Below are 24,991 nucleotides of genomic sequence, written 5' to 3' on the forward strand. Positions count from 1 at the left end.
CGAACAGGTTGAGGCCCAGCGTCAGCAGGCCGTGGCTGAACAGGCCCGGGTTGCAGCGGCGGATAATGCCCGGCGAGCGCAGCAGGCGGCTGCGGCGGCGGATGTGCGTCAGTACCTGCCCATCAGCAAACAAGCCCCGGACTACCCGCAACGGGCACTGGACAAGGGCATTCAGGGCGATTGCACGGTGGAGTACTCGGTAACGCCGCAGGGCAAGGTCGACAACCCCAAAGTGGTGGGCAACTGTCACCCGGCGTTTATTCGTCCTTCACTGGTGGCGGCGGCGACGTTCCGCTACCAGCCGCGCATGGTCGATGGCCAGGCAGTGACGGTGCCGGGGGTGCGTAATACCTTTCACTACAAGATCCAGTAGCCCAAAGCCCCCTCACCCTAACCCTCTCCCAGAGGGAGAGGGGACTGATTGGCGTTGAGTTTGAATCCGCGTGCGGTCAGCTCCCTCTCCCTCTGGGAGAGGGTTGGGGTGAGGGTGCCTCTGAGCTGATCAATATCAAAACCCATCCGCTGCTCTTGACCTATGCTCCACGGGTTTTCAAGCTCAAGGAGATGGCCATGAATGCGCCTGCAACCAGCCCCACGCCGGCTACGGCAAAAGCAAAACTTCCCATTGGTCTGGTGATAGCAGTCCTGGTCATGATCGGCATCCTGCTGCTGCCACTGCCCGCCGACTTGCCGGTAGCCGGTCATCGCATGCTGGCGATCCTGGCATTTGCCGTGGTGGTATGGATCACTGAAGCGGTGTCGTACGAAGCCAGTGCCATCATGATCACCTCGCTGATGGCGTTTTTAATCGGCATGGCGCCCACCCTGGCGGACCCGTCCAGGCTTTACGGCACCTCTGCTGGCATCACCATGGCCCTGACCGGGTTTTCCAATGCTGCCCTGGCCCTGGTGGCGGGTGCCCTGTTTATCGCGGCTGCTATGACCCACACCGGCCTTGACCGGCGAATTGCCTTGGTCACCTTGTCGCGTATCGGCACCAGCACCCGGCGCATTTTGCTGGGGGCGATTGCGGTCACCATTTTGCTCAGCCTGGTGGTGCCCAGTGCCACGGCGCGCAGTGCCTGCGTGGTACCGATCATGATGGGGGTGATCCTGGCCTTCGGTGTGGACAAACGCTCCAACATTGCTGCCGGGATCATGATTGTCGTGGCCCAGGGCACCAGTATCTGGAATGTCGGCATTCAAACTGCGGCGGCACAGAACCTGCTGACCGTGGGCTTTATGGACAAGATGCTCGGTGCGCGGGTGAACTGGCTTGACTGGCTGATCGCCGGTGCACCCTGGGCCATCATCATGTCGGCGGTGCTGCTGTTTGTGGTGCTGAAAATGCTCCCGCCAGAGAGCGACAGCATCCCCGGCGGCAAGGAGGCCGTAGAAAAATCACTGGCCGAACTGGGCCCCATGACCGGCCCGCAGAAGCGCCTGATGGGCGTATCGATCGCCTTGCTGCTGGCCTGGGCCACCGAGGGCAAACTGCACAGTTTTGACACCACTTCGACCACCTATGCCGGCCTTGTATTCTTGCTGCTGCCGCGCTTTGGCGTGATGACCTGGAAAGACGTGCAGTCGCGTATCCCCTGGGGCACGGTGATTGTGTTCGGGGTGGGTATCAGTTTGGGTACGGCCTTGCTCACCACCCAGGCCGGGCAATGGTTGGGCGGGCAGGTGGTGGCCAATACCGGGCTGGATCAGGTAGGGCCGCTGGGGATCTTTGCGATTCTGGGCGCGTTTTTGATATTGATTCACCTGGGCTTTGCCAGTGCCACGGCATTGACCTCGGCCTTGCTGCCGATTCTGATCGCGGTGCTGCAAACCTTGCCGGGTGAATTCAACCGCCTGGGCATGACCATGTTGCTGGGCTTTGTGGTCAGCTACGGTTTTATCCTGCCGATCAACGCCCCGCAAAATATGGTGTGCCTGGGCACCCAGACCTTTACCGCGAAACAGTTCGCCAAGGTCGGGTTGATCGTTACGGCGGTGGGTTATCTGCTGATGCTGCTGTTCGGTGCCACGTACTGGAGCTGGCTGGGCTGGATGTAGCCCAGTGGGTGGGAGCGGGCTTGCCCGCGATGGGCGCACTGCGGTCTGACAGACACACCGCGTCGTTCCTATCGCGAGCAAGCCCGCTCCCACAGGTTCAGTTAGCGTTTTCGCTACGTCCGCCGCTGCTGACTTCCGCCGGTATATCCTCGCCTGCCATGCGCTTGCGAAACAACGAAGTCCGCGCCAGCAGCAAGGTGGTCACCGGTACGGTAATCGACAACAGGATCGGCATCAGCCAGGCATGCAGTACCGGGGTCGATTTAAGGGCGGAAAAGTACAGAATCGAGGCCAGGGCCACGCCCCAAGCGCCAAGGGTTGAAGCCAGTGCCGGCGGGTGCATGCGCTGAAAAAAATCCTTGAGGCGCAACAACCCGATAGCGCCGCACAAGGCAAACAGGCTGCTGAGCACCAGCAGCACAGCCACCGATATTTCGATCCAGAGACTCATTCGATCACCTCGCCACGCAGCAGGAATTTGGCCAGCGCAAACGAGCCGACAAAGCCAAACAGGGCAATCAGCAGTGCGCCTTCAAAGTAGGTGTCACTGGCGTATCTGATACCCAGCACCAGCATCATCAACATGGCCAGGATATACAGGTAGTCCAGCGCCAGAACCCGGTCCTGGGCCGAGGGGCCCTTGAACAGGCGGATCACGGTCAAGACCATTGCCAGGCTGAAAATAAACAGGCTGAGCAGGATGGCATTGGTGAGCAGGGCACTCATTCAAAAATCTCCATCAGTGGGCGCTCGTAGGCGGTTTTGAAGTGCTCGATAAACGACGCCTCGTCATCCAGGTCGAACACGTGCAGCAACAGCACGCTGCGGTCCAGCGCCAGTTCCGACCAGATGGTGCCGGGCACCACGGTGGTGATCATCGACAGGGCGGCAAGACCGTTGGCATCGCGCAGGTCCAGGGGGATTTTGATAAACCGCGAACGGGGCGGATTTTTGCCGGCGCGCAGTACACCCCAGGCCACGGCAATATTGGAGGCCACCACATCGCGGCCTACCAAAAAGAACAGCTTGATAATCACCCCGGGACGGCGAATGCGCACCGGCAGCGGGCGCAGCGGCGCAAACATTACCGGCGCCAGAATGGCCAGCGCCGCGCCCAGCAGCAGATTGCCGGCACTCAGGGACAGGTTGAGCAACAGCCACAATGCCCACAGTGCCAGGGACAGCCAGGGAGCAGGGAACAGGCGCCTCATGGTTGCACCTCCTGTAGTGCCGCCTTGGCCTGCGGGCTTGGTACAGGGCGGGTGGCGATCACGGCCATGACATAACGCTCGGGGTTGTTCAGGGTGTCGGCAGCGGCCTGGGTATAACGCAGGACCGGCTCGGCCTTGAACGTCAGCACCACACACAGTCCCAGCAGCAGCACGATGGGCAGGCATTCAATGCGGCGCAGGATTGGTGACGGGCGCTCAAGGGGGGTCCAGAAACGCTGGATACCCATACGTGAAAAGCCGATCAACGAGGCCAGCCCGGAAAGAATCAACAAGGCCAGCAGGCTCCAGGCCGCGGTTGAGATTGGCGCATCGGTGGCATTGCCCAGCCCCAGCGGATTGAGCAGGGCATTGAGCAGGCCAAGTTTGCCGATAAAGCCCGACAGCGGCGGCATGCCGATGATCAACAGCGCGCAGGCGATAAAGCTCAGGCCCAGAAAGGCCATCGTCCACGGGATGATCAGCCCGACCACCACTTTCTGTTCGTCGTCCAGGTTGCTGCCCCGGGGCGGGGCCGTGGGCTCGCTGAGGCTGGGCGTGACCTCGACATCATCCTCAAGCACCAGGTCGGCAGAAGAACGCGAGCGTTCAATCAGCTCGGCCAGCAGGAACAGCGCACTCAGGGCCAGGGTGGAACTGACCAGATAGAACAGCGCGGCGCTGGTCAGGTTGGGCTGGGCGAAACCCACGGCTGACAACAGGATCCCGGCAGACACCAGAATACTCAGGCTGGCCATACGCTCCAGGCGCTGGGCGGCGAGGATGGCGATGGCGGCGCAAACAATGGTGGCCATGCCGCCGTAGATCAGCCAGTCACCGGCAAAGTACGCCGAAGCCCCGGCTTGCCCGGAGAACAGCAGGGTCCACAGGCGCAGCACGGTATAGATACCGACCTTGGTCATGATCGCAAACAGCGCCGCCACCGGCGCACTGGCCGACGAGTACGCCGGTACCAGCCAGAAGTTAAGCGGCCACATGCCGGCCTTGGCCAGAAAGGCCACCGCCAGAATGGCCGTGCCTGCATGCAGCAATCCGCGATCGGCCTCGGGCACCAAAGGGATCTTCAGCGCCAGATCGGCCATGTTCAAGGTGCCGGTCACCCCGTAGATCAACGCCGCACCGATCAGGAACAGCGACGATGCCAGCAGGTTGATCGAGATGTAATGCAGCCCGGCAGAGACACGCGCCTTGCCGGAACCGTGCAGCATCAAGCCGTAGGAGGCGGCCAGCAGCACTTCGAAAAACACGAACAGGTTGAACAGGTCGGCAGTCAGGAAGGCGCCGTACAGGCCCATCAGCTGGATCTGGAACAACGCGTGGAAACTGGCCCCGGCGCGATCCCAGCGGGCCATGGCGAACAGCAGGGCGCAACTGGCGATAATGCCGGTCAGCACCAGCATCAAGGCGCTCAGGTGATCGACCACCAGAGCAATCCCGAACGGCACTTGCCAGTTGCTCGGCAGGTACACGCCAATCGAAGCCGGAATCGCCTGCTCGCGAGTCCACAGCAACAGCATCACCGAAATACCCAGGCCGAGCAGGGTCGAGACCAGGTTGATCCGCGCCTTGAGCGGGCGGTGTTTTTCCCCCAGCAACAGCATGCAGGCAGCGGTCAGCAGTGGCAGCAGAATGGGCGCGACAATCAGGTGCGGCATTACATTCATTCTTTTGGCTCCCGGCCATCAACGTGGTCGGTACCGGTCAGGCCCCGAGAGGCCAGCAAGACCACCAGAAACAGCGCGGTCATGGCAAAACTGATGACGATGGCAGTGAGTACCAGTGCCTGGGGCAGCGGGTCGGTGTAATTGAGCAAGTCCTGGGGCACGCCGTCCTTGATCACCGGCTCCTTGCCGATAAACAGGCTGCCCATGCTGAAGATAAACAGGTTAACCCCGTAAGACAGCAGGCACAGGCCCATGACCACCTGAAAGGTTCGCGGGCGCAGAACCAGCCAGGTGCCCGATGCGGCCAATACTCCGATAGCGATGGCGATGACTTCTTCCATCAGGCGGCTCCTTCTTTGGATGCAAGAGGCGGTTGCAGGGCAGGCAGCGGGGCAAGCTGATTGCTCGGGCGATGGGCGCGCACTGACTGGTGAGCCAGTGCCGTCAGGATCAGCAGCGTTGCACCGACCACCACCGCATACACGCCAATATCGAAGAACAGGGCGCTGGCCACATGAATATCGCCCAACAGCGGCAGGCTGAAGTGAGCGGTGTGGGTGGTCAGGAACGGATAGCCCAGGGGGATCGAGCCCAGCCCGGTCAGGGTTGCGCACAACAGCCCGGTACCCATCCAGCGCAGCGGTCGCAGGCTCATTTGCGCCTCCACCCACTGCGTGCCGGCAACCATGTACTGCAGGATAAACGCCACACTCATCACCAGGCCGGCGACAAAGCCACCGCCGGGTTGGTTGTGACCGCGCATGAACAGGTACATCGACACCACAAAGGCGATCGGCAGCAACAGGCGCACCAGCACCGCCGGCACCATCATAAAGCCCAGTGCGGTGTCACTGGCGCTGCGCGGGTTGACCAGGTCGGTCATCACGTCCTTGGCCAGCAAGCGCTGCTGGGCAGGCAATTGCATGCTCTCTTTCGAAGGGCGGAAGCGGCGCAGCAGGGCAAACACGGTCAGCGCCACGGCGGCCAGTACGGTGATCTCGCCCAGGGTGTCGAAGCCGCGGAAGTCCACCAGCATCACATTCACCACATTGCTGCCGCCGCCTTCAGGCAGGGCGCGGCTGAGGTAGAACGAAGAGATATCGTTGGGTGTCTGACGGGTCAGCATCGCGTAGGACAACAACGCCATGCCGCCACCGACCGCGGTGGACAGGAGCAAGTCGCGCAAGCGACGGACCTGGGCCTTGCGCAACGTGCCCGGCAGCGGTGAAACCTCTTCGATCCGACGCGGCAGCCAGCGCAGGCCCAGCAGGATCAATACCGTGGTCACCACTTCAACCACCAGTTGGGTCAACGCCAGATCAGGCGCCGAAAACCATACGAAGGTCACGCAGGTCATCAGGCCGCATACGCTGACCATGGTCAGGGCTGCGAGACGGTGGTACTTGGCTTGCCAGGCGGCGCCCAGAGCGCAGGCAATCGCAATCAGCCACAGGGTGATAAACACGATCGAGCCCGGTATTTTCGGGCGGTCGCCCCAGCCCAGCCCGCTGTACAGCATCGGGATCAGCCCGGCGATCACGGCGACCAGAATCAACAAAAACAGCTGGGTTTGCAGGCGCTGGGTGCTGATGCGGCGTTCCAGGCGCCGCGCGCCGCGCATGATCACCACCAGGCTGCGCTCGAAGAAGCGTTTGCCATTGAAATACTGGATCAGCGGCGGCAGCGGGAAGCGGTCGAGCTTGAGCTGCTTGCGCAACAGCACATACAGCACGATACCGCCGGACATGGCTATCAGGCTCATGATCATGGGGGCATTCAGGCCGTGCCAGATGGCCAGGCTGTACTCGGGCAACTCACCCCCCACCACGGGTTGAGCCGCTGCAGCAAGCAGCGGGCCGACGGTTTGCGCCGGGAAAATGCCCACGGTCAAGCAGGTCAGCACCAGCAGTTCAACCGGGGCACGCATCCAGCGCGGTGGCTCGTGGGGTGTATGGGGCAAGTTGGTCGCGGGTGGGCCGAAGAACACATCCACCGTAAAGCGCAGGGCATAAGCCACGCTGAAGGTACCGGCGATGGTCGCAATGACCGGCAGGGCGATTTCTACCCAGGCCGTGGAATTGATAAACACGGTTTCGGCAAAGAACATCTCTTTGGACAGGAACCCGTTCAGCAGCGGCACCCCGGCCATCGAGGCACTGGCCACCATGGCCAGGGTCGCGGTGTAAGGCATGAGCTTGAACAGGCCGCTGAGCTTGCGGATATCCCGTGTGCCGGTCTCATGGTCGATAATCCCCGCCGCCATAAACAGCGACGCCTTGAACGTGGCGTGGTTGAGGATATGGAACACCGCAGCCACAGCGGCCAGCGGGCTGTTCAGGCCCAACAGCAGGGTAATCAGGCCCAGATGGCTGATGGTCGAGTAGGCCAGCAGGCCTTTAAGGTCATTTTGAAACATCGCGCAATAGGCGCCCAGCACCAGGGTGCAGGCACCGGCGCCACTGACAATCCAGAACCACTCTTCGCTGCCCGACAGCGAAGGCCACAGGCGCGCAAGCAGAAAGACCCCGGCCTTGACCATGGTTGCCGAGTGCAGATAGGCCGATACGGGGGTTGGCGCCGCCATGGCGTGGGGCAACCAGAAATGGAACGGGAACTGCGCGCTCTTGCTCAGGGCGCCGATCAGGATAAGCGGCAGCAGGATCGGATACAGGCTGTGGGCGCGGATCTTGTCGCCCGCAGCCAGCACGGCATCCAGATCATAGCTGCCGACGACATGGCCGAGCAGCATGACCCCCGCCAGCAGACACAACCCACCCGCGCCCGTGACCATCAGCGCCATATAGGCGCCGCGGCGGGCATCCGAGCGGTGGTGCCAATAACCAATCAGCAAAAATGAAAAGAGGCTGGTGAGCTCCCAGAAAAACACGATCTGGATCAGGTTACCCGACAACACCAGGCCCAGCATGGCCCCCATAAACGCCAGGAAAAACGCAAAAAAGCGCGGCACCGGGTCCTCGGGTGACATGTAATAACGGGCGTACAGCGACACCAGCGTGCCGATGCCAAGCACCAGAATCGAGAACAGCCAGGCGAACCCGTCCAGGCGCAGAACGAAATTCAGGCCGAGGCTGGGCAGCCACATGAACTCTTCACGGATAACCCCACCGTGGGCAATCTGTGGATAGAGCAGGGCTACTTGTACAGTACCGATCAAAGCAATCAGACCGGCCAACAGTGATTCACTGTTACGTGCGTTATGCGGCAAAACAGCCGCCAGACAGCTGCCGATAAAGGGCAGAAGCAGTAGAACTATCAGGGACATAGGCTTCTAATCTGCAGGAGTTTGTAAGCGATCATACGGGGCGGGCTGCAGATCACCAACAGCAAACCTGTGGCTGAATCCTACAAAGACTGTCGATAACCTGTCTGGTTTCCTACAGCTCTACCCCTATATAAGCGCTTGTAAGTAAAAAAAATCGTACCGTCTTTCAGGCTTGCAGCTTCAATCGCAGGCTTGATCGCCTTGCTTGTCCTCAAGCGCTTCGGGCTTTTTACCCTTGGTTTTTAACTCACTGACGATCACCGCTGCAACAATCAATACGGCACCCAGCAAGGCAATGCCTGGCAAACGCTCGCCCGCCAGGCGCCCGGCGATGCCTGCCCAGACCGGCTCGCCGGCATAAATCAGGGTGGCGCGGGTGGGTGAAACGCTTTTCTGTGCCCAGTTCATGGCCACCTGAATCACCGCACTGGCGCCACCCAGGCCGACAGCACTGGCTAACAATAGCCATGAAAAGTCAGGAGTGGCCTCTTGTGTTGGAATAATCATCAAAAAGGCCAGAATGGACGCAGTACTGAGCTGCACCACCGTGACGCGGCGCACATCCACCTTGCCCGCATAAGCACTGATCAGAATAATCTCCGCCGCTATGGCAATGGCACTGATCAACGTGGCGATCTCTCCCGGGCTGAAATCCAGCGATGCGCCGCCGGGGCCGGACAGCAGCATCAGCCCGGTAAAGGCCAGCATGATCCCCAGGCTCGGCATCAACCCGGGCCTGCGCCCCAGCACCAGCCATTGCAGCAGGGGCACGAAAGGCACATACAGCGCGGTAATAAAGGCCGACTGGCTGCTTGGAATGGTTTGCAGGCCGATGGTCTGCAAACCGTAGCCGAGCATGATCGACACCCCGATAAACATCCCGGCCTTGAGCTCGAACAGCGTGATGCCACGCAAACTGCGCAGAGAAAACAGCGCGACCATGGCCGCCGCGGCCGCAAAACGCAGGCCGACAAAAAACATCGGCCCACTTGCCGTCAAGGCATGTTGTACCAATAGAAAGGTGATGCCCCAGACCATGGTGATCAGGATCAGCACACACTCCGCTTTACTGAAGCGGGACGTCAATGACAGCAACCCGGGTAGTTTCAATGACATTGCAACCTTGCGTGTGACGGGAATGGAGACGCACAATGCGCCAAAGCTGGGCAGTATACTGCGCAGCCCCACAAGGTGAGCAATATAGTGCCCAAAGAAAATTCACAACGCGCATCCGTTCTCCAGCACGTCAGCCAGAACGTACGACGTCTCAGGCTGCTTGCGCACCTGAGCCAGAGCGCATTGTCAGAACAGTCCGGGGTAAGCCGGCGAATGCTGGTGGCGATCGAGGCAGGCGAAAAGAACGTCAGCCTGAGCACCCTTGACCGCGTGGCGGAGGCGTTGAACGTAGCCTTTAGCGACCTGATCCAGGCCCCGGGTTCCGCGGACCCGAGCCGCATCAACGAAGTGGCCTGGACGGGCACGCGGGTGGGCAGCAAGGCAGTTCTACTGTCCAAGGCCACCGCCACACGGGAAGTAGAACTGTGGGAATGGACCCTGGAGCCGGGTGAGGAGTACCACTCCCAGGCGGATGCCGAGGGCTGGAGCGAACAGCTCTACGTATTTGAGGGTTGCCTGACCCTGGTGATGGACGACCGGACGCTGCATATAGCGGCGGGCGAGTTCCATATGTACGCCAGTAACCGCCCCCATGCCTACCGCAACGAAGGCGACGGACTACTGCGCTTTGTACGCAACGTCGTGATCTGAAAACGGGGGGCTGAAAAATAACTAAAAATTATTAGAATTCAGGGGGTTGCCAGCTTCCAGCTTCTAGTACATAATGCGCGCCATCAGCCCGGGGGCAACAACCTGAAGTGCTGAAGAATCAAATGCTTGTAGCGATATAGTCGCAGTAACAAACTCTTGTTTTTGATGTTTCCAAGGAATCATCAGGCACAATTGGCCGAATAGCAAAATGGTTATGCAGCGGATTGCAAATCCGCCCACGCCGGTTCGATTCCGGCTTCGGCCTCCACATTCGAAAACCCCGTAGACCTTGGTCTACGGGGTTTTTTTATGCCTGCGATTTGGCGGATCACTTCCGCAATTTTTCGGATCGCTTGCGCAACCTGGGGAATGACCTAAATCATGCGGCTTGTGGTCAGCTCGATGAAGTCAGCGTGGTAATTGTTTGGGATGCAAGTTGTTGAAGGCTAGGTGTTAAGCGGGAGGTAGAGCGCTCGTACCTCACTTTTTCGAGCGTCACACCACCTCTGACAAAATTGCGTCTGCTTGCCATTTCTTCGACCCGCCGGCCTTGGGGCAAAAGCGTGTCACCCTGACATAACGGACTAAAACCCGAAGGGTTGGTCGGCAATCTTTGAGCGCTGGCTGCGGATTATGGGCATTCGTCCATACCGAGCTGCAGCAGCCGGTTTTGCCAGAGTTGCTCTCTGTCCCGCCATGGCTTGTCGATCTCAATGGCGCAGGCCAAGCCTGTGCCTGGGCACACTCAGAACAGCCGCCCCTGCGACAGGTCGTCCTGGCGCGCGCTGATCACAGGCCTGGATCCTAAATAGCGGAGAAAAGCTGCTGGCGACTCGGTGGCCTGTTCGAGGTGGTTTCTCTGCTGCAGGGAAACGAAAAGTGCAACCGAGTAAGCCTGGCAATTGATGGATTTTTGCGGGCTGAACTCAATGTCGGTGAACGCAGAATATTCGGATAGCTGATCCGCCAGGTCCGCCCGGTGTTTCAGCGCGCTGATATACAGCCAGTCATAAAATGCTGTTTGCGGTTCCAGAGGCCATTGCACGTTGGCGAAATCAAAGCCTGTCAGCCTGCCAGAAACACGCAGCCGTTCATCTCGCTTTGCCTCGCGGGAGGACATTGCATAGATATCGGTGAAAGGCCCACCCTGAACGAATACCTTGCTGCCCTGGAAAGCGCATTCGACACTCAACGAGTGACCGAGCACCGAGTGAGCAAAGCACAGATTGAAAGCACTGAGGGCGGCGCCCAGAGGTTCTGTGGATTTAGTGGACACCTCCAGCACCTTATTTATACCAGGTATTGCATGGGCTGCCTGATGCAGTGCGGTGACGGATTTCTGCTTCTGGGACAGGCTCAGACCTGCAAACCATCGAAAGTCCAGGGTCTGTGTACGCACCAGCGCTTGCCCATCAAGGTCAGGGATAAAAACGGGTCTGCTGGCCATCAATAAGTCCATCCGGTTTTGCGCGCATAAGTTCTTGCGCCGAGAAAGCCGTGGCTCTCAGTGTGCAAGTGCGCAGGCTTGCCCGCAATGCAGTCTTTATACGTTTGCAGGTTGTGCGGGTCACTGAAAACCACACCATTGATAAGCTCGGGTAGTAACGTGTCGAAGATTAAAACCTCGGCTTGTACATCCGTAGGGTCGTAGGGTAGCAATCTGCTGTCCTCTCGAGAGGGCAGGGTACTCAGCGGCATAAAAAGGCTGTCGAAGGCCTCCAGGGTTTTAAGGTCGCCGAGGGGGCGTTGGCGAATTCGGTGATCTGCTGCGTTGTGATTGCAGAATGCCGTATCCAGTGACCATAAGGCGCAGCGATCAATCACAAGAACGGCCCAGCCTTGCTCGGGGCTTTTCCAGCGGTAACTGGCGAACATTTTGTCATTGGGATGGCCGATAGACAGGCAAATGGCATGGGGCTGACCTTCAAGGCGCAGATGATCGTTAAACCTGAAGTCGATCTGTTTGTCATTAAGGGTAGTGATGGAACACAGGCCATGCTGCATGATCGAAGGCAGGTTTTCGACGCGAGTGAAATGAACCAGATAGGGGAGTTCCAGCACCCGCGCGCGAGTCTGGAGCGCTTGTTTTAGCAGGAACCCTGGCAAAAAGCCGATTGATTCATGGCCTTGTAACACGGGTGTCGGGCGATCCGCCGTTGATGTCTGGACCTTGCCCAATATGGCTCCAAACATAAGGCGCGCAAGGGGTTTGTGGGTGAATTCAGCCTGGCGGGAAATGCACGCCCAGGTCTCGTGGCCGCCCACCTTGCTCAGTTCATCAGCCATGGCAGTGCGAAGAGGGAGATCAGCCCAGACTTGCTGAGCAATATCGCTGAAAAACCTGTCGCGTTCCCCTTGCAGCTGGCGTTTTTTGGCCTCTATGGCAATCGCCAGCGGGGTATCACCCTCCCTGGCGCTGGAAAAATCGATGTGCCTCCACTCGGGCAGTGGCGCGGCTACAGCGGCGTTGGCACTGGAGTCGAGCGCTTTGGTGTATATGGCCTGCGCTTGCAGATAATGCGCCCAGGCTTTCTCGCCATGCTCCTGGCGCCAGGCAGCCAGCTTTAAAGCCGCGCGCGCGCGCTCCAGCGCTTTTTCGGTGCAAAGCTTCTCGGTAAACAAGACGGCTGCGAGCGAGGCGGTTGCCTTTTGAACCTCAAGGCTCAAACAGACCGAGTCGTTGAAGGATGAGAGTGCATTGTTTAGGGTGTCGAGCGAGCGAAGAAAACCGCCGTCCGTGGGTGGACTCTCAAGAGGCGTTGAGGCTACAGGCACCAAAAGCAGCGGCGGGGCCGGCGTAGGGCCGGATACTGCAGGCCTCTTTTCGGCAGGCGTTGTTGCAGGTGCCTCTGCGGCGTGGTTTGTTTTGCGCTTCAGAAACCAATAACAGCCTGCCCACAGGGTAAACAGTTGGAGCAGAATCACGCCGGGCAGAAACCCGTTCGAAAGGCTGAATATGGACCATGCACAACAGACAATAACCAATGACTTTTTACCCAGGCGGCGCGCGAGATAAAGAGTAAAAATAATCAAGATCTGAAAATAAAGAATGGCCATCCATTGCACCTGACAACTGGGTAAGGGCTGCCCTCGGCACCCGGGGTAGCAGGAAGGGGCCGCCGTATGGCAAAACAGCGAGCGTTAAAAAGTGCCAGGGGTTAATCGACAAGCTCTTCTGCAGCTTTTGCCGGGACCTGCGGGGCGGCGTCGGGTACTGGAACAGTTACCTGGGTATAAGGCGTTAAATCCCCCGATGGCCAGCGCTGGAGCCGGTGCATCTTTACCCGAACCCATAGCCAATAGCTGAAGCTCAGGAACTCAACCCCGGCCCCTATCTGCAGGCTGAGTGTTTCCAGCAAGGGCACACCCTTTTGCGCATTGGCGCCATACCAGGACAGTACAGGCACCGCCAGCAAGGCCCAGGTGGCGAACCAGGCCAGCACGCCGGCAAGCAAGGTTCTGACAATCATTTTGTAAGGGCTGCTGAATGCGCGATTGCGCAGCACGTTGTGCTCTTGGCCGGCAGGCCGTACAGCGGCGATAACCAGCGCTTTATTGAACCCGGGGGCGTAAAACCAGAGCCGGCTTTTACCACTGCGGTCAGCGCCCATCAGGTGGTGATAAAGGTCATGGGTCATGGCCAGGCGTTTGGCCGTGCGCCCATTGATACGGGCAGTGAACTCGTCACGGTGAAAGTCTATTTGTTTAAGATCGGTTACTACGCAGTCCGTATAAAAGAACTTCGGCACACAAAACATCCTGTTTGGGTGGGGCTTGCTTAATGAGGTGATATCATATAGCCATGTATGTTTTCTGTCGAGGAAGTGATGTTCTTTTGTTGAGTGGTTAGAGTGGGTTAATTAGAGGTTATATTGACGCCAATTTAATGGCTGGCAACTAAAGATGGATAAGAGTATTGAAGTTGCTATTGCGGAGGGGGTGTTGAGTGCGAATTTTAAGGAAGAGTCACGGAGGGAGTAAGGGGCGGGAGGTACGGGGGGGGGGAAGCTATTAACTGGGTGGGAGCGAGCCTGCTCGCGAAGTTTTAAAGAACATCGCGAGCAGGCTCGCTCCCACAGAGGTAGGGCGCTCTACTGTCAGTAAATATCTTTCGAGATCAAAGTCAGCGGGGTCTTGATCATGATTTTGATATCGAGCCACAGCGACCAGTTGTTGATATAGTCGAGGTCGATCTCAACCCGCTTCTGCATCTTTTCAATGGTATCGGTTTCGCCTCGGCAGCCACTGATTTGCGCCAGGCCGGTAATGCCGGGCTTGATACGGTGACGGGCCATATAAGCGTGGATCTTGCCGGTGTAATAGTCGTTATGGGCAACGGCGTGAGGGCGAGGCCCCACTAATGCCATATCACCATGTAACACATTGAACAGTTGAGGCAGTTCGTCGAGCGAGGTACGGCGGATAAAGCGGCCAACGGCTGTTACGCGTGAATCGTTGCGGCTGGCTTGCTTGACGTGTTTGTCATCATGAACTTGCATGGAGCGAAATTTCCACACCTTGATCACCTTGCCATTCCAGCCATGGCGATGCTGTTTAAACAGGATCGGGCCAGGGGAGGACAACTTCACGGCAATGGCAATCCCTGCAAGCACCGGGCTCAGGCAGATAATGGCCATCAGTGACAGCGAGCGCTCCATCAATGCCTTGCTCAAGGCTGCAGTTGGATAGCTGGTAAGCGGGCTTTCATTCAAATGGATAGCAGGGCGACCGCCAATTTCACTGACCGAATGGTTAAGCAACATCATGCTGTCCAGGTCAGGTACCCAGACAACGTCGACATTCAAATCAAGCAGGTCGATATACAGTGCTTCAATACGCTGGGCTTCTTGCAGGGACAGCGAAATATAAAGCCGGCGGATATTATGTTCGGTAATCAGTGAGCGTAACTGGGTCAGCTCACCCACGATAAGTGGGGAGTTGGTCGCGTCTTCAAAGGGGGAAGCGCTGACCACTCCGACTAATGGAAAGTGGTTTTGTTCAATAAAACTGTCAGCCAGTTTCAGGGCCACACCATCAGAACCAATAATAAGGCTGTTGTAATGATGGTTATTGCGCTGGTGATAAAACCTGGACAGCCGATGCAGGATCAAATACGGCGGCACTTGAATCAGAAAGCCCAAGGCGGCCCAACTGAGCAGGGTTTCCCGGGAAAATAACTCGCCGGATTTTGTTACGAAACCGATGGTGCACAGACACGCCAGGGTCAGCATCCATCCGAGAAACAGACGGATGCAGCCGTTAAAAAGCGTGTGCCTTTTATAGTAAACATGGGTGGCAGAATAGGCGGGCACTGATACCAGCAAGGTCAGAACGGCAAGCATGCGGTAATGGAAATCGACACTGCCAAATTTGGTATAGACCAGTGCCATTAACAGCGCAATGACAAAGGCCATGGCGACAGACCACTGGCCCCAAAAAGTCAGCCCTCTGGCCACGGTTTTACGATCTAGACGTGTATGAATCAAGGTAGCAGCCTTGTGATAATGACTTGACTATAGGGGAGCAACTGACGTGAATAAATCACAGCACTCTTCCATGTGCAGGCGTTGAGCGGCGCTATATCTGAAAAGGTATCGGCCACACGAAACGTTGATAATAAAGGTTCTCAGTAACAAGGGTTCGACGTTTTATAACAATGCATTGATAAAGTGTTATTTTTAATAGAACAATAAAATAGGGCATGCGGTGATGTCGATATAATAGCTAATTGCCTGTATCCGTCAGTTGTGTGATTGCTTTATGCCATTTATCCGGCCATTTGCACATCTTGTACCAGGCAATAACCGCGGTTGCGTACCGAGCGAAACAGTCGCTCGCCAAATACACCTTTAAACTTGCTCTGGAGTCGGCTGAGGCTCATTTCCAGGCCGCTGTAGCTGGATGCATCTTTATTGATGCCGATAATAAGTTCCTGTTTGCTGCAAACACGTTCATCTCTTTGGGCCAGAGTCTTGATCAGCAGCGACTCTATGGCAGTAAGCTGAATACAGGTGTTGTTATTGCACAGGCGATGTGTTGTTGAGCAAAACAACCAGGTATCAGGACTGTTGGAATAGCGTGCGCTAGGCGCAAGGGCTGGAGAGGTCAGGGGAGTTTTCAAAGTAGGAATAACAGTCAGGCCCAGAGCACAGGGGTGGATGTTCAGCAAGTGAGGCTTTATTGCCGTTATCAAGCTGGCTGCGTTAGATACATGATTGTTAGCAGGCACCATGCCAAGCTGTGCATTTACCCAGCAACCCAATTGCAGCGTACGCCACTGCGAACTGCTGCGTTCGCCGGTCTGTTGGCTAGCAGGGCTTTGTTTAAGGGCTGCGCTGGGTAAGCTATGTGCAATCCAGTTGTTATTGGCCGAGGGTGTGTAAGCGGAATATCTGAGAGTTACCTTCATGCTTCAACGTCTCCATTCGTCGGTGTCAGGCGGGTGCCAGTTGGCGAACTACAGCGCGCTGCAGCGCAGTTCATGAAGTAATTGTTTTATTCCTGAATAGTGCCCCGGCGCAGTCGATAGCCGAATGCGCGAACACTAAAGATCAATTCCAGGTGGTAGTATTTTTTTATCTTGGTTCTCAAGCGGCTGATGGTTTTTTCCAATGCTCGCGGGTCATAAAATACAATATTGGGGTCCAGGGTTTTAGCAATGCTGTCCTGGCACAGTGCATGCTGCGGCGCCTGTAACAGTGCGTCGATAATGATCATTTCAGTGTATGAAATATCAATTTTTTGACTGGCGCTGCATAATAAAAGCCGAGTGCGGTCAAGGGTCAGGTGGGTAGTTGTGGCCCAGTGTGACTCCGCTAAAGTGCGTGACAGTAATGCCTGCTTTTCCAGTGGATCAATCGGCAACTTTATACAGTGATCCGCGCCAGCTAGATAATAATGGGTGCTGTTGAACGATTTGTTATGGGTTACCAGTATATAAATACAGGCGGCCTCATTGATTGTACGGATATGCTTAAGCAACTCCAGGCTGTCATTAACAGCTTCAGGAGCATTCACCTCAATAAAAGCGGCTTCTGTGGTACTAAAATCGCAAGCCATATTCCCCAACGTGTCGCAGGCGTCGAGATGTCTCACTTTAGCAGTGACAAGCTGATTTATATCATCGACCAGCGCTTGGCTATAGACAAAATTAAGCGCTTTGGGGGCCTGAATATCGGTAGTGCATCCTGCAGCAAGCATATCACCTAACCCAAGTACTTAGAGGCTGTGGGATTTTGCCATACAAGACAATATCGAATCAGACATTTTATAACATTTTCTGCATTTAGTGTTATTTCTACTGGCAATTTTCAAGTTTGTGCATATCGAAGGTCGATTTATCGAGATAAACCGTGTTGTTGGCAGTATAAATGATTGGCAATAGCATGAATTCACATATTATTCAATGTGAGTTTACGGGGCGCGAGAAGCGCCAAGCCACAAGCAGGCCCAGTGCCACCCCGGCAGTATTGGCAAGTGCGTCGTAAAACGACGCCGTGCGCAATGGAATAAGGGCCTGGGCATATTCAATCAATACCCCGGCCAGTACGCAGCCGATGGCGATCCAGTGCAGCTTGACAGGCAAAAACGCAAGGCGGCAACTGAATGCCAGGGCGAAAAAACCAATAAAGTGATGCAGCTTGTCTTCCTGGGCAAAAAGCTCCGGAATCGGCTGGCTGCGCAAGCCTGTAAACAGCAGGCCTGCGCACACGGCCAAAAACAGCAGTGCGCGCAGCCAGAAGGGCAGATCAACCAGGCGTTGAATCAGCTGTCTCACTCGGTGATCTTCTCGAAGTTTTCATAGAAGGCATCACGATTGCGGCCATTGGTCATGGTGTGCAGCGAGTACTGGCGATGCAGCATGGCTCCACCGTCCCGCGTCAACGGTGCCCAAGCGATATTGGCGCGGCTCATGGTCGACACGCTCATCATTTCGTCGAACGGAATCGAGATATAGATGCCCTTGTCGAAGCTACCTTCGCCGTATTCTTCCTTGGATGCCGTGGTACGAGTTACCCAGCCGCCAAATTTCACACCATTGGTAAATTCGCGGGAGATATCAATGGTGGTACCCCAGTCCCGGGCCAGATAACGACCTACGCTGACTGCGGCGTCCAGATCGAACGGCAGCTTGGTGTAAGAAGTGATATGGCCGGTTACTGTGCGGTAATCACGCAGGCCAAAGCCCTGGTCAAATTCCCGCTGGCGTACATAGTTCAAATCGGCACCGATCGACCAGCGTTCACCCATGGGGCGATACAAGAGTTCGCCGCCGACACCGGCATACATGGACTCCAGATAGCCGCCATAGACCATGCCATAAAGATCCTGATCCAGGCGTTTTGCCTTGTTAAGTTGCAGGGCTGGCATGGTGATATCAGAAGTGGTCGCATATTGCCTTAAGTCAGTTCGTACTCGCGGCAGATTACTCGCTGAATCGTATTTGAACTTGTCGTAGTTGTTTAGCAGGTTGGCACTGATGCCACCACTGGCCCAGGTGCCAGGGGTAAAGCGATATTGCCCTTCGGCATAGGCGCTGATCTGGTACAGCAGGAAGCCATCAGGTCCACCGAGGTTTTGCTGGTAGCCCAGGCCAAAACCATAGGTAAAGGGGTCAGGCTTATGCTGATACAAGGTTTTATCATAATGGGCCGTGGCACGGTTGACCTCGGTGGTGCGGTGCAAACTGACCAGATCCTGTTCATTATTGACCACATCGCGAAAGGTCGAGCGCGGGACGCTGATTTCTTCCACAGGCATGTCATAACGCTTGTTCACCATGGTGAACCACTGGATTTGATCATTGGCGGTATTGTCCAGAATACGGCTGGCCCGGCCTGCACCTTTGGCGGTGTAGAAATATTTAGATTGCTCGCCATACACCATCAGTTCGGAATCGCGCTGGGCAATTCGCTCAACCTTATAGCCTGCGTTTTTTTCAAGCTGTTGCGAAACGGCAGCCCAGTCGACCTCTTCCAGGGGCGCGACAGGTGCCTGTACTGGAAGTGGTTGCGCCGGCGGATCATAACTTTTGACCGGAGCCTTGCGGCTGACAAAGTTGGTATGCAGGGTAATACCGAACAGGGCGGTATTGCCGCGTTCCCAGCCTGCGGTCAAATCAATATTGTCGTTAAGCTTGTAGACCGCACCGAAGTTAATCGGCGAGTCCTGTACCTGGTTGTTATTTTGCGGCTCGTGTTTGTAATCGTTGCCGTCAAACTCGATTTTCAGGCTCAATGGTGCCCAGGGTGTCTGATATACAACCCCGCCAAACAAGGCCGGTGAGCCTCGGAAGTAAGTATTGGTGTTGACGTCGCCTACTGTCGTCTGTGTAGGCCGTGTGTCAAAGCTGTCATCGAGATAGCCCAAGGGGTTGTTCAAATCGCCCCGGTTGCCAATATAGCCCCAGGCAATGCCAAGGCTGAAGTCCAGGTTCTTGTAACGTTTGTTGGCTACAAAGTATTCACTGGAGAACAGGCCAGTACCGCCGACGTCTCGAAAGCCTAATGCTACTTCTGGCAGCCAGTGGCTCTCTTGCCAGAGCCGTGCTTTTACATCTACGGCCTTGTCCTTATAGCTCTGGTTACCACTCAAGGCTTCTGAGCCGTACATGCGGTTAGTGATGGAAGTATACCTAAACGTGCCTTCGAGCCAGTCAAGCGGTTGCAAGGACAGGCTGTAGCGTGAATAGGGTTCGGTGCGGTTGGCGTTCAGGCTCAGCTCGCCAGCAGGTGCCATGCGCGCGGTGGGTGTTTGTAAAAGGCCAACACCACCAAAGTCATTCTGGGTATAGCGCGGTTCCGCATGGGCCAGGCTATAAGGTAACAAGGCGACAACAACAAAACGTAACTTCAAGGTGCAACCTCAGCCAGCGGTTGGGTGGCGAGGAATTGCGCCAACTGCTCGTTTAAATCAGGTGTGGGCAAATCGGCATTGTCATTGCGCACGGGCACCAGAATCTTGCTGCCCGCCACGGCATACACGCCGTCCTCACGGTTCCAGGCAGCAATGGCAACACGCTTGAAAGTGCCATCAGGGTGAGTCAGCCACAAGAAATCCGACTCTGCCTCTTTTAGTCGTGGGCAACTGTCGAGGTAGTCGCGTACTTGCTGCAGAGGTTGATAGGGCAGGGTGCAGTCGTGTTCCACGGCGCCTACTACGGTCACGCTATTGGTGCGCGCCGGGTAAATAATCTTGTCGCCATCACTCACGAGATAGTTGTGGGCAAAGCCGACTTCCAGCGAGATCGGGTCAAGGTTAACTACTTTACGGCCAGTTACAGGTAATTGGCTGATGTCTTGGTACAGGCGCGCGGCCACTGCCGCGAGGCCGTGTTTGTTATTGAGCAACGCTCCGCGTTGCAGCATTTTCAGATCAAACAGCACCCCTACCTTGAGGCGCGTTTGTTTCTCGACTTCTGGCTCATGCAGCCATGCGGCTGCCAGCCAGTAGCTTTCCGGGTTGGGCTGGGCCAGGCTGATCACATCCAGCAAGCGCATGCCGGGCTTGAAGGATACGCTGATAGGCTTGAGCACATCACCGCTAACAGACACGGCGGCGTGACTGATTGCGGCATGGCTGAGCAGTGCGCACAGGGCCAGTTTTTTTAAAGAGATCACTGGGCGGCCTCCCAGTCAGGGCGCAAATGCACAATGCGCAGCTCAAGCCCCGGTGTAACATATTGTTCGCTTTGCAGGATCACACCATCTTCAGGCCTGAGCCAATAATGGTTGGTGCCGCTGAAGCCCAGGGCCGGAATTTCAAATTTTTCATCGATACGTTGCAGCACATAAGGCTTGTCGACAATGGTCACGGTTTCCAGGCCTTTACGGACAAAGCGGCTGTTAACCGCCAGGCCGACCTGTTCGTCCTGATAGATGTCTATCCAGCGCGTACTGCGCTCGCCGCCTGCAACATGATGCAAGCCGCGCTTGAACGGCGATTGCCCGTCAAAGCGGGTGCCATCCAGGCCGGGTTGCAGCCCGGTAGTACGAACCACCAAGCCGTTACGCATCAGCAATACTTGCTTGCCCGAGGCGACCCAGTACTGCAGATCGCCCTGTTGGCGCAGCCTGGCCATCACCCCTTCACTTGAAGGTGTGATCACCAGGATTTGCGCATAAGGCACTGCAGCGACATCGGCTGCTGTCAATTGCAGCGGCTCGACGCCCTGAACGGCGGCCTTGAAGGTATCTAGAGAGCCCTGCATCAACGGGCTGCAGCCACACAGCAACAGGCACGCCACCAAGCATGAGCGGTTACGAAGAATTTTCAAAACGGCTCAAACCTTATCGGCTGCTGGCTTCACTGAGGTTGTTACCGGCTGCGGCGCCTGTACCCAGAATAGTTGCCGATGGCAGCAATTGACTTATCAGGCGGTTCCAGCGTGTAACTTGCGCAGGGCCTACATATACGATGTCCTGCGGCTTCAATTGGAAATGACTGGCCACCGCGAAGGATACCGGCGACTCCCCATCCAGCTGGAAAACTTGAACCGGTTGCGTTTCAAGGTTCTCTGCGCCACGGATCACGTACAGTGCATTGCCATTGGAGGTAGTCTGGTTCAAACCGCCAACCGAGCCAACGACATCAGCCAGGTTCATATTTTTAGTCTTGAAGCGAATTGCCTGTGGGGAAAGCACTTCACCCATGACATAGATCTTTTTGCGGTCATTGTAAGGCAGGTAAACTTGGTCACCGTCTTTCAAAAACACATTTTGTAGTTGTGAGCCGTTGCTGTTCAACGCATCGATATCTAACACATACTCTTGACCGTCGCGGGTCAGTATGAGCCCGGACATATCTGCAGTTGATGACTGAATTCCGGCTGCACCAAGGGCTTCTACCACGCTTAGTGGTGAAGTAGTAATAGGCATCGGCCCGGCTTTGGTCACAGCACCGGCAAGAATTGCTTTTTGGCTGGCAAAACGCAAAACGTTCAAATCCACCTGAGGGCTGTCAACATACTGCTGAAGGCGACTAGCAATTGTTGATCGCAGCTCTTCGATGGTCTTGCCCGCTGCTTCTACCCGGCCAATATAGGGGTAAAAGATTGTGCCGTCAGGGCGTACCAAGCGCCCGTTGGAGTCAATCTGTTGTTGCGGACCGGAAGGCGCTGTCAGTTCTGGGTGATCCCAAACGGTAATATACAGCACATCATTGGCGCCAATTCGATAGGCGGCAGGCTTGAATGCCAGCAAGGCTGCTGGCACCGAGCTTGACACGTAGGTCGCCGCGTTTTGCGCAATCAGCTTCGGAGTGATAGGGATCAGCTCGACCCGACTGCTTTCAGGTGAGCCTTCAGTTCCGATCTCACTGGTATCCAGGTACTGACCGGGCGCAAACATACAACCTTGCAGGGCGAGCCCTGCAAGTACCGCGAGCGACAAACTACGAATCATCATTGAGGACACTTGTAAAGGAAACACATCAAAATCAAATGCCTGGAATTATCCAGGTGGTTTAGTCCTTTCGACCTGGCAGGTACTTAGTTGGTACCGGTAGTGCCAGTGGTGCCAGTAGTGCCCGTGGTGCCAGTAGTGCCGCCGTTACCACCGCCACCGCCACCGCCGCCGCCCGAAGCTGCGGCCGCAATGCCGGCTGCTGCGGCAACACCCACCCCAACGGCGGTGGTAGTACTTACGCCACCCAGAACGCCGGTTTCAGTTGCCAGGGAACCGGCTTCTGCAGCAGGCGCTTCAACAGCTGCGTCGTCAGCAGATACTGCAACAGGTTCGGCGGCGAAAGCGGTAGAGCTCAGAGCCAAGGCGAGTGCGGAAACGATAAATTTATTCATTTGAAAATCCTTTTGAAAAAGTCTGTATTGGCGATTGTGCGAGAGCGCCTATGTCCAAGGCTATGAACGGCGAACCCTGGCTATGCTTATAGCACCCGAAGGCGCTATAACTGTGGCACTCAAGTGGTTCTGTACAGGCATTTTAGTGTGCAATAACGGCTCAAGAATACCTGCGCAGAGCGGTCTGCGTTGCTGACCTTTTATAACTTCCCGTTGTATATCTGTAGGGGCTGGTGAGCAAAGGGGCAATTGCCATATTGCTCGCCCATCATACTGGATTCAGGTACGACCGTACTTGTCTTCAAAGCGTACGATATCGTCTTCACCCAAATAAGAGCCGGATTGCACTTCAATCAGCTCCAGCGGAATGACCCCCGGATTTTCCAGGGCATGGATCTGGCCAATCGGGATGTAGGTAGATTCGTTTTCGCAGACCAGATAGGTTTTCTCGCCATTGGTCACTCTGGCTGTACCGCTGACCACGATCCAGTGTTCAGCACGATGGTGATGCATCTGTACTGACAGCTTGGCGCCTGGTTTTACGGTAATGCGTTTGACCTGATAGCGATGGCCGTTGTCGACGGAGTCATATACTCCCCATGGACGATAGACCTCACGATGGTTGATATGTTCAGTGCGTGAGCCACTTTTCAATTGCTCTACGATCTTCTTTACATCCTGTACATGGTCCTTGTGAGCGACCAGTACCGCATCCTTGGTTTCTACAATTACCAGATCATCCAGGCCGACAGTGGCGACCAGACGGCTGTCCGCATGCACATAGGTGTTGCGCGACTGCTGGTTAAGCACATCACCCTTGAACACATTGCCCTGTGGGTCCTTGTCACTGACATCCCAAAGCGCAGTCCAGGAGCCGATATCGCTCCAGCCTGCATCCAGTGGCACCATCACCGCGTCTGCGGTTTTTTCCATCACGGCATAGTCCACTGAATCATCCGGGCAAGCAGCGAAGGCGGCTTCATCGACGCGGGTAAAGTGCATATCCTGCGAGCCACCGGCCAGAGCAGCACGGCATGCTGCCAGAATATCCGGGCGATACGTTTCCAGCTCTTCCAGGTAACGACTGGCGCGGAACATAAACATGCCGCTGTTCCAGAAGTAACTGCCATTGGCCAGATACTCCTGCGCAGTTACCAGATCCGGCTTTTCAACAAAGCGGCTGACTTTAAAACCGCCAATACCTACATCGATGCCTTGCTCGATATAGCCATAGCCGGTTTCAGCATGGGTAGGAACGATGCCAAATGTTACCAGCTTGCCGTCTTGTGCAAGGGGCAGGGCTGTTTGAATGCAGGTCTGGAACGCCTCAACATCCTTGATCAGATGGTCGGCAGCAAGAACCAGCAGGATAGGGTCCTGGGCTTCGCTACAGGCCTGCAAGGCTGCCAGCGCGATGGCAGGTGCCGTATTGCGGCCGACCGGCTCCAGCAAAATGCCGGCTTTCTCAAGGCCCAGCAGACGCAATTGCTCGGCAGCGAGAAAACGGTGTTGTTCATTGCAGATCAGCCGCGGCAATTCTGCCCCCAGCCCGGCCAGACGCTGAATGGTGGCCTGCAGCATTGAAAAGTCGGCATCTGCCAGTGGCAGAAATTGCTTGGGATTGAGCTGCCGTGACAGCGGCCACAAACGGGAGCCCGACCCCCCGGCCATGATGATCGGAAAGAGCATGTTCATAATCCTTTGTATGCTTTAAGAGTTATCGCAGCGCATCCAGGTAGGCACGAGTATTGTCATGTACCTGCGCGCAGGCCTGCATCTCGGCCTGAGGCCACCAGCGATAGGCATCATGTTGAGCGTGAGGGGGGTGCAACAAGTCGTCTTCAGCCATAACCAGCTGGTAAGCCAGTACTACATAGTGGGTGTCCGGGCCTTGCCCGGGCGCCGCAAATACGCTGTCAGCATAGAAGTGCTCATACACCCCCAACAAGCGGGCGTCACTACGCGCACTGACCTTGCCCAGCTCTTCGCGGGTGAGCCGGCTGAAGGCCGCATCCAGGGTTTCATTTTTAAGGATACGGCCGCCGGGGACAAACCAGTTGCCCTGGGCCGGCCGATTAAGCCGTTGCCCCAACAGGCATTCGCCTTTGCTGTTCAAAACCACCAGATCGATGGAAATCAAGGGGGTTGAATCGACAACGCTGCGAAACAGTTCATTGCTGAGCCACATGAT

The 24,991-nt window shown here is 56.3% G+C and carries 24 protein-coding genes and 1 tRNA gene; 4 read left to right on the forward strand and 21 right to left on the reverse strand.

The genetic code is table 11. The annotated features are described in order from the left end of the window. Positions 1 to 373: energy transducer TonB (locus GHO03_RS13325; protein ID WP_153399972.1), on the forward strand; the 373-nt coding region annotated here is incomplete at its 5' end. Positions 374 to 570: 197 nt separating this feature from the next. Continuing rightward, on the forward strand, positions 571 to 2,061 hold the full coding sequence (locus GHO03_RS13330) for a DASS family sodium-coupled anion symporter (RefSeq protein ID WP_095000592.1): 1,491 nt from the start codon (positions 571 to 573) through the stop codon (positions 2,059 to 2,061). A 97-nt stretch (positions 2,062 to 2,158) separates the two neighbouring features. Here the strand turns inward: GHO03_RS13330 and GHO03_RS13335 are convergent, their stop codons facing one another. From GHO03_RS13335 to GHO03_RS13365, 7 genes are all read right to left on the reverse strand, one after another. Beyond that, on the reverse strand, positions 2,159 to 2,512 hold the full coding sequence (locus GHO03_RS13335) for a Na+/H+ antiporter subunit G (RefSeq protein ID WP_153399974.1): 354 nt from the start codon (positions 2,510 to 2,512) through the stop codon (positions 2,159 to 2,161). Continuing rightward, positions 2,509 to 2,787, reverse strand: coding sequence for a K+/H+ antiporter subunit F (locus GHO03_RS13340; protein WP_048358261.1), 279 nt, complete (start codon positions 2,785 to 2,787; stop codon positions 2,509 to 2,511). Before GHO03_RS13340 ends, GHO03_RS13335 begins: the two co-directional genes overlap by 4 nt. After that, positions 2,784 to 3,272: a Na+/H+ antiporter subunit E gene (locus GHO03_RS13345; RefSeq protein WP_095000590.1), complete on the reverse strand. Its 489-nt coding sequence runs from the start codon at positions 3,270 to 3,272 to the stop codon at positions 2,784 to 2,786. The genes GHO03_RS13340 and GHO03_RS13345 overlap by 4 nt, the downstream gene beginning before the upstream one ends. Further along, complete coding sequence (locus GHO03_RS13350) at positions 3,269 to 4,954, reverse strand: monovalent cation/H+ antiporter subunit D (protein WP_153399976.1); 1,686 nt, start codon at positions 4,952 to 4,954, stop codon at positions 3,269 to 3,271. The genes GHO03_RS13345 and GHO03_RS13350 overlap by 4 nt, the downstream gene beginning before the upstream one ends. Next, positions 4,951 to 5,295, reverse strand: coding sequence for a Na+/H+ antiporter subunit C (locus GHO03_RS13355; RefSeq protein ID WP_003446102.1), 345 nt, complete (start codon positions 5,293 to 5,295; stop codon positions 4,951 to 4,953). The genes GHO03_RS13350 and GHO03_RS13355 overlap by 4 nt, the downstream gene beginning before the upstream one ends. After that, positions 5,295 to 8,237: a monovalent cation/H+ antiporter subunit A gene (locus tag GHO03_RS13360; protein ID WP_095019769.1), complete on the reverse strand. Its 2,943-nt coding sequence runs from the start codon at positions 8,235 to 8,237 to the stop codon at positions 5,295 to 5,297. The genes GHO03_RS13355 and GHO03_RS13360 overlap by 1 nt, the downstream gene beginning before the upstream one ends. Before the next feature lie 180 nt (positions 8,238 to 8,417). Beyond that, positions 8,418 to 9,353 carry a DMT family transporter gene (locus GHO03_RS13365; RefSeq protein WP_178110313.1) on the reverse strand — a complete coding sequence of 312 codons (936 nt, stop codon included), beginning with the start codon at positions 9,351 to 9,353 and terminating at the stop codon, positions 8,418 to 8,420. A gap of 87 nt (positions 9,354 to 9,440) precedes the next feature. Between GHO03_RS13365 and GHO03_RS13370 the strand changes: the two genes are divergently transcribed. Both GHO03_RS13370 and GHO03_RS13375 read left to right on the forward strand, forming a co-directional pair. Continuing rightward, positions 9,441 to 10,004: a helix-turn-helix domain-containing protein gene (locus tag GHO03_RS13370; RefSeq protein ID WP_095021036.1), complete on the forward strand. Its 564-nt coding sequence runs from the start codon at positions 9,441 to 9,443 to the stop codon at positions 10,002 to 10,004. 194 nt (positions 10,005 to 10,198) lie between these two features. After that, a tRNA-Cys gene (locus GHO03_RS13375) sits at positions 10,199 to 10,272 on the forward strand. 477 nt (positions 10,273 to 10,749) lie between these two features. Here the strand turns inward: GHO03_RS13375 and GHO03_RS13380 are convergent. The 14 genes from GHO03_RS13380 to GHO03_RS13445 all read right to left on the reverse strand — a co-directional run bounded on the left by GHO03_RS13380 (position 10,750) and on the right by GHO03_RS13445 (position 24,988). Beyond that, entirely contained in the window at positions 10,750 to 11,451 is a 702-nt protein-coding gene (locus GHO03_RS13380; RefSeq protein ID WP_095039441.1) for a hypothetical protein, read from the reverse strand. Beyond that, positions 11,451 to 13,061, reverse strand: coding sequence for a DarT ssDNA thymidine ADP-ribosyltransferase family protein (locus GHO03_RS13385; protein WP_153399978.1), 1,611 nt, complete (start codon positions 13,059 to 13,061; stop codon positions 11,451 to 11,453). The genes GHO03_RS13380 and GHO03_RS13385 overlap by 1 nt, the downstream gene beginning before the upstream one ends. A 101-nt stretch (positions 13,062 to 13,162) precedes the next feature. Then, complete coding sequence (locus GHO03_RS13390; protein WP_153399980.1) at positions 13,163 to 13,753, reverse strand: hypothetical protein; 591 nt, start codon at positions 13,751 to 13,753, stop codon at positions 13,163 to 13,165. 348 nt (positions 13,754 to 14,101) lie between these two features. After that, a complete protein-coding gene (locus GHO03_RS13395) occupies positions 14,102 to 15,418 on the reverse strand; it encodes an undecaprenyl-phosphate glucose phosphotransferase (RefSeq protein WP_256668565.1) in 1,317 nt (438 codons plus the stop codon). A gap of 353 nt (positions 15,419 to 15,771) precedes the next feature. After that, on the reverse strand, positions 15,772 to 16,413 hold the full coding sequence (locus GHO03_RS25560) for a winged helix-turn-helix domain-containing protein (RefSeq protein WP_256668566.1): 642 nt from the start codon (positions 16,411 to 16,413) through the stop codon (positions 15,772 to 15,774). Positions 16,414 to 16,499: 86 nt separating this feature from the next. After that, positions 16,500 to 17,204 carry a helix-turn-helix domain-containing protein gene (locus GHO03_RS13405; RefSeq protein ID WP_153399984.1) on the reverse strand — a complete coding sequence of 235 codons (705 nt, stop codon included), beginning with the start codon at positions 17,202 to 17,204 and terminating at the stop codon, positions 16,500 to 16,502. Between the two features lie 202 nt (positions 17,205 to 17,406). Then, a complete protein-coding gene (locus GHO03_RS13410; protein ID WP_095039234.1) occupies positions 17,407 to 17,781 on the reverse strand; it encodes a VanZ family protein in 375 nt (124 codons plus the stop codon). After that, positions 17,778 to 19,859, reverse strand: a complete 2,082-nt coding sequence (locus GHO03_RS13415) for a YjbH domain-containing protein (RefSeq protein WP_153399986.1) — start codon at positions 19,857 to 19,859, stop codon at positions 17,778 to 17,780. The genes GHO03_RS13410 and GHO03_RS13415 overlap by 4 nt, the downstream gene beginning before the upstream one ends. Continuing rightward, positions 19,856 to 20,623, reverse strand: a complete 768-nt coding sequence (locus tag GHO03_RS13420; RefSeq protein ID WP_372241741.1) for a capsule biosynthesis GfcC family protein — start codon at positions 20,621 to 20,623, stop codon at positions 19,856 to 19,858. The genes GHO03_RS13415 and GHO03_RS13420 overlap by 4 nt, the downstream gene beginning before the upstream one ends. Next, complete coding sequence (locus GHO03_RS13425; protein WP_153399991.1) at positions 20,620 to 21,279, reverse strand: YjbF family lipoprotein; 660 nt, start codon at positions 21,277 to 21,279, stop codon at positions 20,620 to 20,622. Before GHO03_RS13425 ends, GHO03_RS13420 begins: the two co-directional genes overlap by 4 nt. 13 nt (positions 21,280 to 21,292) lie before the next feature. After that, positions 21,293 to 22,405 carry a polysaccharide biosynthesis/export family protein gene (locus GHO03_RS13430; RefSeq protein WP_095039239.1) on the reverse strand — a complete coding sequence of 371 codons (1,113 nt, stop codon included), beginning with the start codon at positions 22,403 to 22,405 and terminating at the stop codon, positions 21,293 to 21,295. An 86-nt stretch (positions 22,406 to 22,491) separates the two neighbouring features. Beyond that, the gene (locus tag GHO03_RS13435) at positions 22,492 to 22,800 is read right to left on the reverse strand and encodes a hypothetical protein (RefSeq protein ID WP_095039230.1); all 309 of its coding nucleotides are present in this window, start codon (positions 22,798 to 22,800) and stop codon (positions 22,492 to 22,494) included. A gap of 279 nt (positions 22,801 to 23,079) precedes the next feature. Next, positions 23,080 to 24,489, reverse strand: a complete 1,410-nt coding sequence (locus tag GHO03_RS13440) for a mannose-1-phosphate guanylyltransferase/mannose-6-phosphate isomerase (RefSeq protein WP_095039229.1) — start codon at positions 24,487 to 24,489, stop codon at positions 23,080 to 23,082. 28 nt (positions 24,490 to 24,517) lie between these two features. Next, positions 24,518 to 24,988 (reverse strand): GDP-mannose mannosyl hydrolase, encoded by a 471-nt coding sequence (locus GHO03_RS13445; RefSeq protein ID WP_095039228.1) that lies wholly within the window; start codon positions 24,986 to 24,988, stop codon positions 24,518 to 24,520. Positions 24,989 to 24,991: the final 3 nt, after the last annotated feature.

This window comes from Pseudomonas sp. FSL R10-1339 (assembly GCF_009600545.1).
GTDB lineage: Bacteria > Pseudomonadota > Gammaproteobacteria > Pseudomonadales > Pseudomonadaceae > Aquipseudomonas > Aquipseudomonas bubulae.